Origin of the sequence: Novosphingobium sp. KA1, assembly GCF_017309955.1 — a bacterium.
In the GTDB taxonomy this organism is placed as follows: Bacteria; Pseudomonadota; Alphaproteobacteria; order Sphingomonadales; family Sphingomonadaceae; genus Novosphingobium.
Genome location: NZ_CP021248.1, coordinates 42545 through 58926, shown reverse-complemented (window position 1 = coordinate 58926; position 16382 = coordinate 42545). Strand labels below are relative to the sequence as shown.

Annotated in this window: 10 protein-coding genes; 7 read left to right on the top strand and 3 right to left on the bottom strand. The window is 68.0% G+C overall.

Features of this window, described 5'->3' with window-relative positions; genetic code table 11:
- Nucleotides 1–70 precede the first annotated feature (70 nt).
- The 4 genes from CA833_RS18040 (at nt 71) to CA833_RS18025 (ending at nt 5819) form a co-directional block, all read left to right on the top strand.
- Nucleotides 71–634, top strand: a complete 564-nt coding sequence (locus tag CA833_RS18040; RefSeq protein WP_207080681.1) for an RNA polymerase sigma factor — start codon at nt 71–73, stop codon at nt 632–634.
- Nucleotides 635–718: 84 nt separating this feature from the next.
- Nucleotides 719–1699, top strand: a complete 981-nt coding sequence (locus tag CA833_RS18035) for a FecR family protein (RefSeq protein WP_207080680.1) — start codon at nt 719–721, stop codon at nt 1697–1699.
- 92 nt (nt 1700–1791) lie between these two features.
- A complete protein-coding gene (locus CA833_RS18030) occupies nt 1792–4473 on the top strand; it encodes a TonB-dependent receptor (RefSeq protein WP_207080679.1) in 2682 nt (893 codons plus the stop codon).
- A gap of 17 nt (nt 4474–4490) precedes the next feature.
- On the top strand, nt 4491–5819 hold the full coding sequence (locus CA833_RS18025) for an aminotransferase class V-fold PLP-dependent enzyme (RefSeq protein ID WP_207080678.1): 1329 nt from the start codon (nt 4491–4493) through the stop codon (nt 5817–5819).
- Here the strand turns inward: CA833_RS18025 and CA833_RS18020 are convergent.
- The gene (locus CA833_RS18020) at nt 5791–6873 is read right to left on the bottom strand and encodes a PepSY domain-containing protein (RefSeq protein WP_207080677.1); all 1083 of its coding nucleotides are present in this window, start codon (nt 6871–6873) and stop codon (nt 5791–5793) included. The two genes, CA833_RS18025 and CA833_RS18020, sit on opposite strands and share 29 nt — an antisense overlap.
- The gene (locus tag CA833_RS18015; protein ID WP_207080676.1) at nt 6873–9026 is read right to left on the bottom strand and encodes a TonB-dependent receptor; all 2154 of its coding nucleotides are present in this window, start codon (nt 9024–9026) and stop codon (nt 6873–6875) included. Before CA833_RS18015 ends, CA833_RS18020 begins: the two co-directional genes overlap by 1 nt.
- 170 nt (nt 9027–9196) lie before the next feature.
- Between CA833_RS18015 and CA833_RS18010 the strand changes: the two genes are divergently transcribed.
- On the top strand, nt 9197–9850 hold the full coding sequence (locus CA833_RS18010; protein WP_242526519.1) for a DsbA family protein: 654 nt from the start codon (nt 9197–9199) through the stop codon (nt 9848–9850).
- Here CA833_RS18010 and CA833_RS18005 read toward each other — a convergent pair.
- Nucleotides 9841–10338, bottom strand: coding sequence for a hypothetical protein (locus tag CA833_RS18005; RefSeq protein WP_142638171.1), 498 nt, complete (start codon nt 10336–10338; stop codon nt 9841–9843). The two genes, CA833_RS18010 and CA833_RS18005, sit on opposite strands and share 10 nt — an antisense overlap.
- A gap of 393 nt (nt 10339–10731) precedes the next feature.
- Between CA833_RS18005 and bglX the strand changes: the two genes are divergently transcribed.
- A complete protein-coding gene (gene bglX, locus CA833_RS18000; protein WP_207080675.1) occupies nt 10732–13050 on the top strand; it encodes a beta-glucosidase BglX in 2319 nt (772 codons plus the stop codon).
- Between the two features lie 341 nt (nt 13051–13391).
- Nucleotides 13392–16370 (top strand): TonB-dependent siderophore receptor, encoded by a 2979-nt coding sequence (locus tag CA833_RS17995; protein WP_207080674.1) that lies wholly within the window; start codon nt 13392–13394, stop codon nt 16368–16370.
- Nucleotides 16371–16382 lie beyond the last annotated feature (12 nt).

Here is a 16382-nt window from a genome sequence, read left to right as displayed (position 1 = left end):
CCACCGTCATCGATCTGACACCGGCAGGCCATAGGAGAGCCGCCGTCCCGCAAGCTTCACCGGTTCTCCCGTGCCTGTCATTCGCCCGATCGACATCTGGTTCGCCGATGAGGTGCTTCCCCACGAAGGCCGCTTCCTCGCCGCCGCGCTGCGCATCTGCGGCGCGCGCGAGGAGGCCGAGGACCTTGTGCAGGAGGCATTCGCCCGGCTCTTCACGCTGGACGGCTGGGCCGCCATCGACAATCCCCGCGCCTACGTGATCCGCATGCTGCGCCATATCGCCATCGAGCGGATGCGCCGCCAGCGCATCGTCGATTTCCGGCAGCTCGCCGACGTCGATCACCTCGCCCTCGCCGACGACACGCCGGACCAGCACCGCATCATCGCGGGGCGCGACGGGCTGCGCCGGGTGGCGGAGCTGATCGCCGGCCTGCCGGAACGCTGCCGCACCGTTTTTGTCCGCCGCCGGATCGAGGGGGAATCCTCGCGGGCGATCGCGCGGGATCTCGGCATCAGCCTGTCGACGTACGAAAAGCGGCTGGCCCGCGCCATCGAACTGCTCTCCCGCGCCCGTCTCGACGCGGAGGCGGAACCGCCCGGAGCCTGCGATGCCCAGGCGCAGCGCCAGCGGTAAAAAATAAATCGGCCGCGAACTTGGCGGGTTTGCACGCGCCGCTCGTCTTCTGTTCCGGCCTTTGAACTTACCGCATCCGGAACCATGAGCATCTTCGACAAGAAACGGCATCGGCGCCGCAAGGCGACCGGCGAAGCGGCGGTCTGGCTCGCCCGCCATGAGGCCGGCACGATCGATGAAGCGGCTTTCGAGACATGGCGCGGCGCCGCGCCCGGCAATGCCATCGCCTTCGCCCGCGCGCTCTCGGTCTGGCGGGCAGCCGCACCGGACCGCGCCGGGGCCGCCGATGTCCATGCCCCCACACATGCCCCCGCACATGGCACCGCACCGGCTCAAGGCCTGTCGCGCCGCCGGGCACTGGCCGCGTTCGGCGGCATCGGCCTCGCCGGATTGCTGGCCGCCGGCGGCGTCACCACGCGGGCCTATGCCTGGCAGAGCGCTCGCTCCGATGTCGGGCAAAGCAAGCGCCTGATCCTGCCCGATGGCAGCCACGCCATGCTGAACACCGACAGCCAGCTGCAATGGCGGTTTTCCGAGAGCGAGCGCAGCCTGTGGATCCTGCGCGGCGAGGTGGCGCTGGACTTGCGGGCCGGTGTTGCCGCCCGCGTCCACGGCGACGGCCAGGTCGCCCTGCTCTCGGCCGGGCGCTTCAACGTCCGCATCCAGCCCGAGGCGATGGACGTCACCGTGCTCGCCGGCCGGGCCTTGGCGGCGAGCGGGCAAAGCACTACCGATGCGCCCGGCCGGGTCGCCGCCGCCAACGAGGGGCTGCTGCTCTCCGCCGCCCGGCCCACCGTCCGCCCCGCCAGCCCGCAGCGCCTGGCGGCAACGCTGGCCTGGCAGCAGGGCGAGATCGTGTTCGACAACCAGCCACTGCAGACCGCCGTGCAGGAGTACAACCGCTACCTCACGGGCAAGATCCTGATCGCCGATCCCGAACTGACCGGCATCCCGGTCGGCGGCCGCTTCACCTCGACCGATCCGGCCGCGTTCCTCTCCGCGCTCGATCTGGGCCTCGGCATCCGCGCCACCCCCAGCGGCGGCGGCTTCGTGCTGACACGCTGAAAAATTTCGGCGCCGCTTGGCGGTTCGGCCCGGCCGGATCGTCTGGAAAGGCAGAGGCGCCGGTCGGCGCCTGCCAAAGGGGTCGTTCATCCATGTCCGCACGGTTTCGCCGCGCGCCGCTTTTCGCGGCGTTGCTTGCCACGTCTGCTGTCTGCGCCGCATCCGCCACCTTCGCGGCGCCTGCCATGGCTGCCGAGCAGCCTGCCTTCGCCATTCCCGCCCAGCCGCTGTCGAGCGCGCTGACGCTGTTTGCCCGCCAGGCCAAAGTGCAGATCTTCTTCCCCAGCGCCACCATCGCCGCCCAGCGCGCGCCCGCGCTCAATGGCCGGATGCCGCGCCAGCTTGCGCTGTCCCGCCTGATTGCCGGCAGCGGCCTTGCGGTGAAAAAGGACGACGGCAGGACCGTGATCCTCGGCCTCGAGGAAGACCGTTCAGAGCCCGCCCCGCGCGGCGGCCGCAGCACCCTTCCCGCCGAGGAGGCCGCCTCCGACATCATCGTCACCGGCACCCGCGCGCAGGCACAGACGGTGTTCACCGCGCTCTCCCCGGTCGACACGCTGTCCCAGGAGCAGGTCAGGGCCACCGTGACCGCCCGCCTCGACGAGAAGCTCACGCAGCTTGTCCCCGCCTTCATCGTCCAGAAGCTGCCCGCCTCCGACGGCCCGGAATTCATCCGCCCCGCCTCGCTCAACAACCTCTCGCCCGACATGACGCTGGTGATGGTCAACGGCAAGCGCTTCCACCGCTCCTCGTTCCTCAACAGCGGCGCCCAGGCAACCGACCTGGCGCAGATCCCCTCCTTCGCGATCGGCCATGTCGAAGTGCTGCGCGACGGCGCCTCGGCCCAGTACGGATCGGACGCGATTGCCGGTGTCATCAACGTCATGTTCGACACCAAGCCGGGCTTTTCCGCCTATGCGCAAGGCTCGCAGTACTACAAGGGCGACGGCGGGCAGGTGCAGCTGGGCGGCCGCGCGGGCTTTGCCCTGCCCGGCGGCGGCCACTTCGTGGTGACCGGCGAATTTGCCGACACCAACCCGACCTCGCGCAGCCAGCAGCGCCAGGACGCCATCGATTTCGCGAATTCCACCGGCATCGCCGTGAAGGACCCGGTCCAGCGCTGGGGCAATCCGCAGCTCCAGACGATCAAGTTCGCCGCCGACGCCGCCGAGCCGATCGGCGAGGACATGGAAATTTACGGCTTCGGCACGTTCGGCAAGGGCAAGGGCTGGTCCGACATCAACTGGCGCAACCCGGCGACCACCACGTCGGTCTACAACCAGACCGCCGCCTTCCCCGGCTTCGACGTCAACGCCATCTATCCCGCCGGTTTCACCCCCAGCGAAGGCGTGCGCTATACCGATTTCCAGACCGTGGGCGGGCTTCGCGGCGGCAAGGGCGGCGACTTCCACTGGGATCTTTCCGCCTCGCTGGGGCAGAACGCCACCGCCTTCTACCTGCACAATTCGATCAATGCCTCGCTCGGGCCGGACAGCCCGCTGGACTTCTACCTCGGCCGCAACATCCAGCGCGAGTTCAACCTCAATGCGGACGGCGTCTACACGCTTTCCCTGCCGGTCTTCGCCAGCCCGGTGACGGTGGCCTTCGGTGCCGAGCGCCGGGTGGAGACCTACACGATCCGCGCCGGTGACAAAGCCTCCTATGCCGTCGGCGCCGGTGCGGCTTATGGCCTGGCCGCCGGTTCCAACGGCTTTCCCGGCTTCTCCGACCTTCAGGCGGGCTCGTGGAGCCAGACCAGCTACGCCGGCTATCTCGACGTGACGGTGCCGGTGACCCGCGCGTGGAGCGTCGAGGCGGCGCTGCGCGACGAGGACTATTCGAGCTTCGGCAACAGCTTCAACTACAAGGTCTCGACCCGCTACGAGATCACCCCGGCACTGGCCGTTCGGGGGTCCTATTCGACCGGGTTCAAGGCGCCGACCCCGGCCCAGCTCCATTCGACCAGCACCTCGCAGGGTCTCGATACCACCACGCTGCTGCTCTACACCACCGGCCGCCTCTCGCCACTCAATCCGGTCGCGCAGTATTTCGGCGCCACCGCGCTGAAGCCGGAGACCTCCAAGACCGCCACGGCGGGCTTTGTCTGGCGCACCGGCATGGGCCTGTCCGGCTCGATCGACGCCTACCAGATCAGGGTCGACAACCGCTTCAGCGTCTCGCCCAGCCATGTCCTGACCGATGCGATCAAGGCCGACCTCATCGCCCAGGGCATCAGCCAGGCGGCGGACTATCGCACGATCACCTTCTTCACCAACGACTACGACACCCGTTCGCGCGGGGTCGACTTCGTGGTCTCGTACAAGCACCCGGTCGGCCCCGGCACGCTCGATGCCACGGCCTCCTACAGCTATACCCAGACCCGGGTCGTCTCGAGCCGGATCGCCCAGAGCGACACCACCCGCGTGAAGTACCAGAACGGCCTGCCCGAACACAACGCGGTGGGCACGATCACCTACACGCTGGGCAAGGTCTCGCTGATGGGCCGCCTGCGCTATTATGGCGGCTGGACGGATTCGAGCGGCAATTCCACCGGCGACATCTTCCAGGACTTCGGCGGCATCGCCTTCGTGGATGCGGGCGTGACCTATGCGCTGCGCCCCGGCCTGTCGATGCGGGTCGGCGCGGAAAACCTGTTCAACACCTACCCCGCCAAGGCGACGTTCCAGGCCAGCCGCGGCCTCGTCTATTCGCGCAACGCCCCTTACGACACCAATGGCGGCAACTACTACGCCCGCCTCGACGTGGCGTTCTGATGGAAGGAAGCGAAGCCATGGCCCAGCGGCGGCCCGCGCAGCTCGATCGCCGTGCATGGATGACCGGCGCCATGGCCTCGGGCCTGCTGTCCGGCACCCTGGCCTCCGCAGATGCGGGGCCGGGAAATGGGCCGATCGGGGCCGCGCTGCGCCGCGCGGTCCCGGCGGCCCCGCAGGACAGTGCCTACTGGGCCCAGGTGGCGGCCCAGTTCGACGTGACGCACGACATCGTCCAGCTGGAGAACGGCAACTGGGGATCGATGGCGCGGCCGGTCGCACAGGCCCATGCCCGCAGGCTCGCCCGGGTCAACGCTGAGAATTCCTACTACGCGCGGCGCGGCTTCTGGCAGGACATCCTGCCGGTCCGCGCCCGCGCCGCCGCCATGCTCGGCGTCTTGCCCGAGGAGATCGCCTTCACCCGCGGGGCAACGGAAGCGCTGCAGACCCTGATCGCCGGCTACAACCGCCTGCGCCCCGGCGACCAGGTGCTCTGCTGCGACCTCGACTATGACAGCACCCAGGCCGCCTTCCGCTGGCTCAGGCAGCGGCGCGGCGCCGATCTGGTGACCATCGCCATGCCCGAACCGGCCAGCCATCAGGGACTGATCGATGCCTATGCGGCGGCGCTGGAGGCCCACCCCAGGGTGCGGCTGATGCTGCTCACCCATGTCGGCCACCGCACCGGGCTGGTGATGCCGGTCAAGGAGATCATCGCCCTTGCCCGTTCGCGCGGGGTCGACGTGATCCTCGATTCCGCCCATGCCTGGGGGCAGCTGGACTTCACCATCGGCGATCTCGGCGCCGATTTTGTCGGCCTCACCTGCCAGAAATGGATCGGCGCGCCGATGGGCGTGGGGCTTGTCTACATCCGCAAGGACAGGCTGGCCGACATCGACCCGAACATGAGCGAAACCGGCAATCCCGACCATGGCACCCTGAGCCGCGTCCATACCGGCACCGCCAGCTTCGCGGGCTATCTGGCGCTGGCCGATGCGCTGGACTTCCATGAGGCGATCGGCATCACCGCCAAGCAAGCGCGCCTGCGCCATTTGCGCGGCCTGTGGGCGGAAACCCTGCGCGACCATCCGGGCATCGAGATCCTCACCCCGTCCGATCCGCGGCTGACATCGGCGCTCACCTCGTTCCGCCTGCGCGGCCGCAACGGCGCGGACCAGAACAGGGCGCTCGCCGCCACGCTGCTGGAGCGTTTCGGCATTTTCACCGTCCAGCGCGAAGGCCTGGCAAGCGGCGCCTGTGTGCGGGTGACCCCGGCGATCTTCACCCCGGACGAGGCGGTGCACCGCCTGGTCGCGGCGCTCAGGACCCTCGCCGGACAGGCCGCCTGAACCAGAACGTCCAGACCGCCAGCGTGCCCAGCAGCGACAGCGCCAGCCCGGAAAGCGACATCACCAGCCGGAAGGCCAGCCCGCCGACCTTGGCGGCGTGCAGCGGGTAGAGCAGGTTGTAGCCCCGCACCCGCGCCGGCAGCGCGGCCGCATCGCGGGTGGCGACGATCCGGCCGCTGTCCGCCGCGAACCACACCGTGGTGCGGCCATTGGGCAGCCATTCACCGGGACCGCGCATGCGCAAGGTGATGAGGCCGCTCTCACCGCGCGGCAGCGACAGGCTGCGCACTTCGGCATCGGGAAACCGCGCGCGCGCCTGCACGATCATCGCCGCCCAGTCCAGGTTGGCGGCGAGGTCGGCGCCGAGGTCGCCGCCGAGGCTGCGCATGGGCACCTTGGGCGCGGCCAGCCGCCGGTCGATCTCCTGCGGGGCGCCGGGGCCCAGCAGCACCGCCGACAGCGGCCGGAACACCAGCACCGCCCCCGTCACCAGCGAGAGCGCCAAGAGCGGGGCGACAACGATGCCGAGATCGCGGTGGTGGCGCACGATGGCGGGCCGCGTCATGCGCGCGGGCCAGAGCCGCCACTCGAACGTGCGGCGCGTGCGCCACCACAGCACCGTCCCGCTCACCACGAAGAACAGCCCGCAGAGCCCGGCAATGCCGATCACCGTCTCGCCCGCATCCCCGGCAAAAAGGTGCTGGTGCAAGTCGGAGAGCCAGAGTTCGGGCCGCTGCCACTGGCTGTCCCAGCGCGCCACGGGATCCCCGGCCTGGGTCACGTAGGCCCCGCCCCCGTCCGCAAAGGCCAGCCGGTCGAGTCCGAAATCCGCCCCCGCATACGTGATCGCGCGGGGCTGCGGCCCATCGCCCTGCATCAGGCGCTGCGTCGTGCGCGCCAGCACCGCGGTGTCCTGGACCTGCACGTCACCGGCATGGGGCAGCATGACCCAGGCATCGCGGTGGAGCAGGATCGTGCCGGTAAGGCCCAGGAGGGCCAGCAGGAGGCCGATCAGGCCCCCTGTCCAGCGGTGCAGGCTGTCGAGCAGCTTCATCAGAAGCGGTAGTCCCAGCTCATCGTGATGTTGCGCCCGCGACCGGCAAAGAAGTGGGCATTGTCGGTCGGGCGCACGGTCTGGGTATAGTAGTCGATGTAGAACCGGTCGAAGATGTTCTGCGCCGCCAGCGTCAGCGCGCCGAAACCGGTCTCGTAGCGCAGGCTGAGGTCGGTCACGTTGTAGCCGTCGAAGCTGTAGGTGTCGTTCCAGTTGCTGGGCGAACGCTCGAACTTGCGCGAGAGGAAGAACTGCGTCTGCACCCGCGCCGAGACCGGGCCGTGCCGGTAGCTGGCGGCCAGGTTCAGACGGTCGGGCGAGATGTTGGCGCCGTCGAGATCGCGGTCGACCTTGAACACGTCGTCATCCGAACCGTCGGTGCGGCCGATCAGGTGCGCGTAGCCCGCCGAAAGCACGAGGCCGGGCACCGGCGTCTGCGCCGAGAGGTTGAACTCCAGCCCCTGGATCTCGACGCGCTGGCGCTGCACCTCGAAGACCCCGCCGGTCTGCACCAGCAGCGAACCGTTCTTGCTGGTCGACCAGAAATAGGCGGCGCTGGCGTCGATGGGCCCGCGCTTGACCTCGACGCCGACCTCGCGGTTGTTCGAGACGATCGGCGCGATGTTGACGTAGTTGTCGATCTCCACGCCCGGCTTGTTCACCGCGCGGGCGATGCGGCCGACGTCGGGCACGGTGTAGCCCTCGGCGTAGCTCGCATAGGCACGGATGCCCTTGAACGGCTCGACGATCACCCCGCCGTTGAGCAGGGTATCGCTGAAGCGCGGGGTGCCGCCGGTCACGTCGAAACCGCCGCCGTAGCTGGCCAGCGTGTGATAGTCGGCGATCGTGATGCGCACGTCCTCGTGGCGCAGGCCCCCGGCAAGACGCAGCCGGTCGCCCAGCAGCGCCAGGTTGAACTGCGCGAACGGCGCGAGGCTGCGATAGTCGGCCGGCGGCACCCAGACGCGGTCGGTGGCGATCAGGCGCTGCTCGGTCTTGTCGTAGAGCAGGTCGATGCCGACGGTGGCCGTCAGCGCCTCGAAGCCGGGGATCTTGCGTTCGTAGGAGAACTTGCCGCCATACTTGCGGCTGCGGTTCTGCGACTGGTCGAACAGCGTGCCGATCGGCGCAAGCGCGGCATCCTGGAACGTGGCGATCGGGGCGATCTCGCCGCCGTAGGTATCGCGCGACCGGTTGAAGAAGGCCTGTGCCATCAGGTTGCCGCCCCAAAGGTCGCTGTCGGTATACGTCAGCGCCGCGCTTTCGGTGCGGTTGGTGGCGGGCACACCCGGCGGGGTGCCGCGCACCGAAGTGGTCGGCAGGTTCTTGGTGTAATCGCCGTTGGCGGCCACGTAGTCGCCATCGCCCTTGAGCTCGAAGCGATTGACCATGAGGTCGAGCCGCGCGCTGTCCGACACCGCATAGCCGAACCGGCCGAATACCGACCAGGAGCGGCTGTCCTGCGTCTCGCCCTGGGTAAGGTCGGTGCCGATACGCTCGCCGTGCCCGTCGTAAAACACGCCGCGCTTCTCGAAGGCGCCGCCGACGGTGGCATCGAAACGCCCCTCGCGCCAGCCGATCAGGCCGGCGACTTTGCCGCCGATGCCATCGCCGTGGAAACCGGTATCGGCATTGCCCTGGACCAGCACGCGCCCGGAGATGCCGTCCTGCCGGGGCGGGCCGACGGTGACCTGGTTGACGATGCCGCCGGTGCCGCCGATCCCCTGCAGGGCGTTCGACCCGTAGATCACCTCGACCCGGTCGACAAAGAAGGGATCGATGGTGAAACCGTCGCGCGCGCCGTCGCGCAAGGGCGCGGTCTGCGGGATGCCGTTGATCGCATAGAGCGGCGAGCGGCCGCGCAGCGTCTCGCCCGCGCCCGAAAGCTTCTGGCGCGTCGGCGAGAACGAGGGGGTCAGGGCCGAGACCGCATCGACAACCGACCCGCCGATGGCGACCTGCTGGTTCAGCGACTGGTTGTCGATCACGTCGACGGTGAGCGGAAGCGCGTTCACCGGCAGCGCCGTGCGCGCCGCGGTCACGACGATCGCTTCATCCGGATCGGCTTGCGCACCGGAGACTTGCGCAAAGGCCGGAACGCTGCCCGCCAGCATGGGCAGGACCAGCAAGGAACGTCGAAATGTGAACAGCATGGCTTCCCTCATGTTTGGAAGGCGCTGTAACATTTTGCGACGTTGTTGCAAGGGATTCGCATTATCGCATTGCAGCAGACATAACCGGCGGGCATTCGGGGCTTGCAGTCCGGCCCGATCTGGCCCAGCGCCGCGCACACGTCTTCGTTTGGAATTTCAGGATGATGAAAATGAGCATGGGACGGCGCCTTGCCGCTGTGGCGATCGGGATCGCGGCGCTGTCGGGGCTCGCATGGAGCCCGGCGCCGGTCCAGGCCGCCGAGACGGCCATGGCCTCCCCCCAGGAACGCGCCCGCATGAAGGACGCGCTGGCCAACGATCCCGGCGTGCCCAGCCTCGCCCCGCAAGGCTACGATGTCACCATCGTCGTGTTCTCGGACTACCAGTGCCCCTATTGCCGCAAGTTCCACGCCGACCTCAAGCAACTGACCGCCAGCGACCGCAAGCTGCGCGTGGTCTACCGCGACTGGCCGATCTTCGGCGCCGCCTCGCGCGAGGCGGCGCGCGTGGCCATGGCCTCGCGGTATCAGGGCAGGCACGCCGCCTTTAACGACGCGCTGATGGCCGGGCCCGTCAAGCTCGATCCGGCGGCGATCCGCCAGGCCGCCACGCGCGCGAAAGTGGACTGGGCGCGCCTGCAGGCGGATCTTGCCCGCCACGGCGGCGAGATCGACGCCGCCCTGCAAAGGACCGCCCGCCTCGCCGATACGCTGGGCCTTTCGGGCACGCCCTCGCTGGTCATCGGCGATTACCTGATCCCCGGCGCCATCGACGGCGCCACGCTGCGCAGCGTGGTGGCGAAATCGCGCCCCGCTCAGAAATAGATGTCGACGTAGTCGGTCAGATCGTCGCACCACTCGAATTCGCGCAGCCGGTAATAGCGGCGGTTCTGGGTCACGGCAAAACGCCAGGTCTTGTCCGCCGAGCAGGCGCGACCGGGATCGGGCGTGTTGGTGATGCTGATCCGGCCCTGGAATGTGAAGTAGTCAGCGCCGATCTCGGTGATGGTCCCGTCGAGCGCCAGCAGTCCGGGGCCGTTGGCATCGGCCTGGCGCCCATGCAGCTTCCACACCCCGCCTTCGCGGCTGACCATCAGTGCGCCGCGATGGTCCCAATCGATCCACTGGAGCGTCAGCCCCTTGTTCGCCAGCAAGCGCCGCGCGCCCTCCTGGTCGAGAATGCGGGTCGCAGCGCGCGCGACCGGCCCGCTGGTGCGGTCCTGCGCAGCGGCAGCCAGGGACGATCCGCCGGGCGCAAGACCGGCCAATGCCAGTGCCAGCAGCAGCGCCCCACCCCTGATCTGCGGCCTCATGCCTGCCACGCTCCTGCCCATCCCTTTCCTGCCATCCCTTTCCTGCGATCCTTGCCTGTCCGGTCCGGCGCCCTGTCGGCGCCGCCGTCCAAACTCTGCACCAACGAGGGGCGTCCCGCAAACTATGGGGGCGCAAACCAAGAAGGCGCCGTTCGAAATGATCGAACGAGGCCCGGCGTGAAAGCGGCTCCGAAATTGGCCCTTGTGATTTAACGATAAATCACCCAATCCCGCGCGCAAGCAGGAACTGGAGCGGGTGAGTGGCGCAAACGGCGAGGCTGGACGGGGGTAAAGGACCGGCGGCGATCGGCGCGCCCTCTTCCTGCCGCGCGGCGGAAGCTTTACTCCCCTTGTTCGACCTTCCTCCTCCCCAATGACCGACAGGGATCCGCAATGACTTCGAAAAACAAGTTCCGCCGCAAGGCCCTTACCGGCGCTGCCCTGGCAGCCACGCTGGCCGCATCCGGCCCGGCCATGGCGCAAGGCAAGGCGGCAGCCTCGGCCCCGCCCAGCGAGGAAGCGGTGCGCGCCCGTGCCGATGCCCTGATCGCGCAGATGACCCCGGAGGAGAAAGCCGGGCAGATCACCCAGTATTTCGACTTCACCGATTCCCCGGACGAGGCCCGGCGCGTCACCGACGAGATGGCCGCCGGCCGGGCCGGTTCGCTGCTCTTCGTGCACGATCCCGCCGAACTCAACCGCCTGCAGCACATCGCCGTCGAGAAGACCCGGCTCAAGATCCCGCTGCTGTTCGGCTTTGACGTGATCCACGGCCTGCGCACGATCATGCCGGTGCCGATCGCGGTGGCCGCCAGTTGGGATCCGCAAGTGGCAGAGGACGGCCAGGCGGTCGCCGCCGCCGAAGCCCGCGCCGCCGGCCTGCACTGGGCCTTCGCGCCGATGGTCGACATCGCCCGCGATCCGCGCTGGGGCCGCATTGTCGAGGGGGCGGGCGAAGACCCCTATCTGGGCAGCGCCATGGCCGCCGCGCAAGTGCGCGGCTTCCAGGGCGCCTATATCGGCAGCGCCGGCCGCATCATCGCCGGCCCCAAACACTTCGCCGGTTACGGCGCCTCGATCGGCGGGCGCGACTATGACGAGGTCAACCTGTCCGACAGCGAGCTGTGGAACGTCTACCTCAAGCCCTTCAAGGCCGCCGTCGATGCCGGGGCGGGCAATATCATGAGCGCCTACATGGGCGTCAACGGCGTGCCCGCCACCGGCAACCGCTGGCTGCTGACCGACGTGCTGCGCAAGGCATGGGGCTTCAAGGGCTTTGTCGTCACCGACGCGGGCGCCGCCTTCGACCTCAAGACCCATGGCTTTGCCGCCAGCACCGAGGATGCGGGCGTGCGCGCGCTGAGCGCGGGCGTGGACATGGAAATGGCGCCGCCGTTCGGCCAGTCCGCGTTCAGGACGCTGCCGCAGTCGCTGGCGGCAGGCAGGATCACCGCGGCCCAGCTCGACGACGCGGTACGCCACGTGCTCGAAGCCAAGATCCGCATGGGCCTTTTCGAGAAGCCCTACGTCGACCTCAAGCAGGCGGCCCGCGTGCTGGCCGACCCCGCCCACCGCGAGGTCGCACGCGTCGCGGCCGAGCGCAGCGCCGTGCTGCTGCGCAATGAGGGCGCCGCGCTGCCGCTCAACCGCAGCGCGCTCAAGTCGATCGCGGTGATCGGCCCGCTTGCCGATTCCGCGCGCGACACCGTGGGCCCCTGGGTGTTCGACCAGGACGACAAGGAAACCGTCACCGTGCTCGCCGGCATCAAGGCCGAACTGGGCAGCGGCGTGAAGGTCTCCTATTCGCCGGGCGTGACCCTGCCCGCACGCGTCAACAAGTCGATCTTCCAGTCGGACGAGGAGTTCGCCGCCGGCAAGGCCCGGAACGTCGACGACACGCCCGAGATCGCCCGCGCCGTGGCGCTGGCGAAGGATGCCGATGTCGCCGTGATGGTGCTGGGCGAAGGCCAGATCATGATCGGCGAGAATGCCTCGCGCTCCTCGCTCGACCTGCCGGGGCGCCAGCAGGAACTGCTCGACGCGGTGATCGCCACCGGCAAGCCGGTCGTTGTCCTGCTGATGAGCGCGCGCCCGCTCGACCTCAAGGGCGCCCGGCCGGCGGCGCTCATGGACATCTGGTATCCCGGCACCCGGGGCGGCACGGCGGTGGCCAACCTGCTGTTCGGCAAGGTCTCGCCCGGCGGCAAGCTGCCCTACAACTGGCCGCGCGACATCGGCCAGCTGCCGCTGCCCTATGCGCACCTCACCACCCACCAGCCCAAGACGGTGGAGGAGCGCTACTGGAACGAGCCCAACACGCCGCTCTATCCCTTCGGCTACGGCCTGTCCTATTCGACTTTCGCGTTTTCCAACCTCAGGCTGGACAAGACCCGGGTCGCGCGCGGCGAGGCGGTGCCGGTCTCGGTCGAGGTGCGCAACACCGGCAGCCGCAAGGCCGACGAAGTGGCGCAGCTCTACATCCACCAGCGCTACGGCACCGCCGCGCGCCCGGTGCGTGAGCTCAAGGGCTTCGAACGCGTGACGCTGGAGCCGGGCCAGACCCGCACCGTGCACTTCACGCTGCGCCCCGAGGACCTCAGCTACTGGGCGGCCTCCACCCGCGCCTTCGTGCAGGATGCCAGCACGTTCGACGTCTACGTCGGCGACAGTTCCGCCGCCGCGCTCAGCGCCAGCTTCGAAGTGGCCGACTGACGCCAGCCCCGCTCCCCCACCCGCCCGCGCAGGAAACTGGTGATGAGCGGGTGGGGGACGGGTGGGGGCGGCGAGTGGGGGAGCCGAATTCACGGGATACGGCAAACAACGGCAGTCCCCGTCGCACAGAACAGGTGCCCGCCGCGCGACTTGCCGAAAGATCATCCGAAAGTTGCAATATTGCAACGGATGTCCAGATTATTGCGAAGCATGTAACATTTGCATTGCACATTCCTCGTGATTGCAGACGTTTGCACACATTCAGTGCGTTGTCGTCTCGATGATGCGCGAACCGACCGGTGGCCGGGATCCGGCCTCGGGGCAACCGAAGGAATGCAGACATGTTTACGCGCAAGGACCGGCTGCTGCTCGGTGCAGCGGCCCTTCCCGCATTGGCCCTGCTGTCGCCGATGCAGGCGCAGGCCCAGGACGTCCAGGGGGACGACGAGGCCAGCGAACAACCCATCATCGTCACCGGTTCGCGCATCGCGCGTCCCGAACTGGATTCGCCCAACCCGGTCACCGTGGTCACCGCGCAGGACATCACCAATTCCGGCACGACCAACCTGACCGACTACCTGAAGACGATCCCGGCGTTGCAGGGCTCGTCCAGCTCCTACAACAACAGCGGTGATCGCGCCGGCATCGGCACCACCGGCCTCAACCTGCTCGACTTGCGCAATCTCGGCACCCAGCGCACGCTGGTGCTGATCGACGGCCGCCGCCAGGTCGCCTCGGTGGACGGCACCCAGTCGGTCGACATCAACACGATCCCGACCGACCTGATCGAGCGCGTCGAAGTGCTGACCGGTGGCGCCTCGGCGGTCTACGGCGCCGACGGCGTCTCGGGCGTGGTCAACTTCATCCAGAAGAAGGACTTCGAAGGCCTGACCGCGCGCGTGCAGAACGGCCTGTCGAAGTACGGCGATGCCGGCCAGCGGCTGATCGCGATCACCGCCGGCCACAACTTCGCGGACGGGCGCGGCAACTTCGCGGTGGCCTGGGAACACGGCGAGGAAGACCGCCTCAGCTCGCACAGCCGCAAGTGGCTGGACGGCGAGAACAAGGTCGGCTTCTTCCTCAACTCGGCCGACACCGAGACCGGCAGCCAGAACAACGACGGGATCCCCGACTACATTCCGCTGCGCAACATCCGTTACAACGACACCTCGCGCGAAGGCGGCATCGACGTCGATTTCGACGGCATCCCCGATTTCTACGGCGCCCAGGGCCTGCCCTATGACCCCGGCACGCCGGTGCCGCTCTATTACCAGCAGGGCGGTTCGGGCACTCTCGCCTCGGACTACGCGAACGATCTGCTGCCCAAGATCAACCGCGACATCGTCAGCGCGGTGTTCCACTTCGATTTCAGCGATGCCTTCAAGCTCTACGCCGAAGGCAAGTACGCCAACACGCGGTCCTATTCGGTCGCGCAGCCGACCTGGGACTATTACCTCTATATCCCGGAGGACAATCCCTATATCCCGGCCGCCGTGCGCCCCTATATCGATCCCGATAACGGCGGCGTTCTGGTCAACCGCGACAACTTCGACTTCGGGCGCCGCGGCGAGGACATCACCCGCGAGACCGTGCGCGGCGTGCTGGGCGCGAAGGGCGATATCAGCCCGAACCTTTCCTACGACGTTTCCTACGTCTACGGCCGCTCGAAGATCAAATCGCACTATACCAACAACATGATCACGGACCGCTATTATGCGGCGATCGATGCGGTCAGCGACGGCAACGGCGGGGTGACCTGCCGCGTCAACCTCGACCCGAGCTGGACGCCCTACCAGCCCTACAACAACACCCGCAGCGAAATCCCGCCGACGACCTTCTCGCCCGGCGACTGCATGCCGCTCAACCTGTTCGGCGAGAATGCCGCGGGCAACCAGGCGGCGCTGGACTGGATCATGGCCGACACCGTCGACCGCACCACGCTGACCCAGCACGTGCTGAACGGCGCCATCACCGGCAACTCGAAGGGCATTTTCGAACTGCCCGGGGGGCCGATCTCGTTCGCTCTGGGCGGTGAGTACCGCAAGGAGAAGAGCAGCTTCGTCGCCGACGAACTGGCGGCACAAGGCCTCACCTTCACCAACTCGCTGGGCAATACCAAGGGGTCGTTCGACGTCTGGGAAGCCTTCGCCGAAGTCGACGTGCCGATCCTGGCCGACATGCCTTTCGCCAAGCGCCTCGGCGTCAACGGCGCCTTCCGCTATTCGGACTATTCGAGCATCGGTTCGACCAATGCCTGGAAGGTCGGCGGCGAATGGGCGCCGGTGCGCGACATCACCTTGCGCGGCACGTATTCCAAGGCCGTGCGCGCGCCGAACATCAGCGAACTCTACAGCCAGGTCTCGCAAACCTACGAGTTCATCGACGATCCTTGCGGCAGCACCTACCTGCAGAACGGTACGCAGTACCGCGTGAACAACTGCCAGGCCCTGCTGTCCTCGCTCGGTGTCGCCGATCCGTCGGCCTATAACGATACCCGCAGCTCGAACATCGCCGGCTATTCGGGCGGCAACCCCAATCTCAGGGAAGAAACGGCCAAGACCTGGACGGCCGGCGTGGTCATCCAGCCGTCGTTCATTCCGCGCCTGTCGATCACCGCCGACTGGTACGACATCCGCATCAAGAACGCGATCAACACGGTCGACGCGCAGACGGTGGCGGATCTCTGCGTCGATCAGGCCACGCTCGACAACCAGTACTGTGCGGCCATCACCCGCCAGAACGGGACGGCCGGCGGCGCCAAGGCGGGCAACATCATCAGCTTCCTGACCGGGCCGCTGAACGTTGCCAATATCCGCACGTCCGGGCTCGACTTTGCGCTGAACTACGTGCTGCCGACGGATGGCTACGGCACCTTCGGCGCCCGGGTAGTGGGCAACTACCTGCACCGCCTCAAGCAGGTTCCGATCCCCGGTGCCGATGCGGTCAACGAGGCTTACGTCGCCGCCAACGTCTCGCCCAAGTTCCAGGTCACCACCGACCTCACCTGGGCCAAGGGGCCGGTCAGCCTCGACTGGCAGGTCAACTACATGTCCGCGATGTATCGCTATGACCGCCAGACCATCGCCAGCAACCCGGACGTGGTCGCGCCGAAGTACCTGAAGCTCAAGGAACGCTTCACCCACGACCTCAGCATGACCTACGAAATCGACGACCAGTTCCAGGTCTATGGCGGCGTCAACAACCTGTTCGACCAGAAGCCCGCCCTGGGTTCGATGAACACGCCGATCAGCGCGGTCGGCCGCTACTTCTTCCTGGGCGCCCGCATCAAGCTGGCCGACCTGTTCGGCGGGGCCAAGTAAGCCCCTTCGCTC

Bases quoted from the DNA above. Each gene is read 5' to 3' on its own strand.
- CA833_RS18035 (WP_207080680.1), top strand. From the start codon at position 719: ATGAGCATCTTCGACAAGAAACGGCATCGGCGCCGCAAGGCGACCGGC.
- CA833_RS18030 (WP_207080679.1), top strand. From the start codon at position 1,792: ATGTCCGCACGGTTTCGCCGCGCGCCGCTTTTCGCGGCGTTGCTTGCC.
- CA833_RS18025 (WP_207080678.1), top strand. From the start codon at position 4,491: ATGGCCCAGCGGCGGCCCGCGCAGCTCGATCGCCGTGCATGGATGACC.
- CA833_RS18020 (WP_207080677.1), bottom strand. From the start codon at position 6,873: ATGAAGCTGCTCGACAGCCTGCACCGCTGGACAGGGGGCCTGATCGGC.
- CA833_RS18015 (WP_207080676.1), bottom strand. From the start codon at position 9,026: ATGCTGTTCACATTTCGACGTTCCTTGCTGGTCCTGCCCATGCTGGCG.
- CA833_RS18010 (WP_242526519.1), top strand. From the start codon at position 9,197: ATGAGCATGGGACGGCGCCTTGCCGCTGTGGCGATCGGGATCGCGGCG.
- CA833_RS18005 (WP_142638171.1), bottom strand. From the start codon at position 10,338: ATGAGGCCGCAGATCAGGGGTGGGGCGCTGCTGCTGGCACTGGCATTG.
- bglX (WP_207080675.1), top strand. From the start codon at position 10,732: ATGACTTCGAAAAACAAGTTCCGCCGCAAGGCCCTTACCGGCGCTGCC.
- CA833_RS17995 (WP_207080674.1), top strand. From the start codon at position 13,392: ATGTTTACGCGCAAGGACCGGCTGCTGCTCGGTGCAGCGGCCCTTCCC.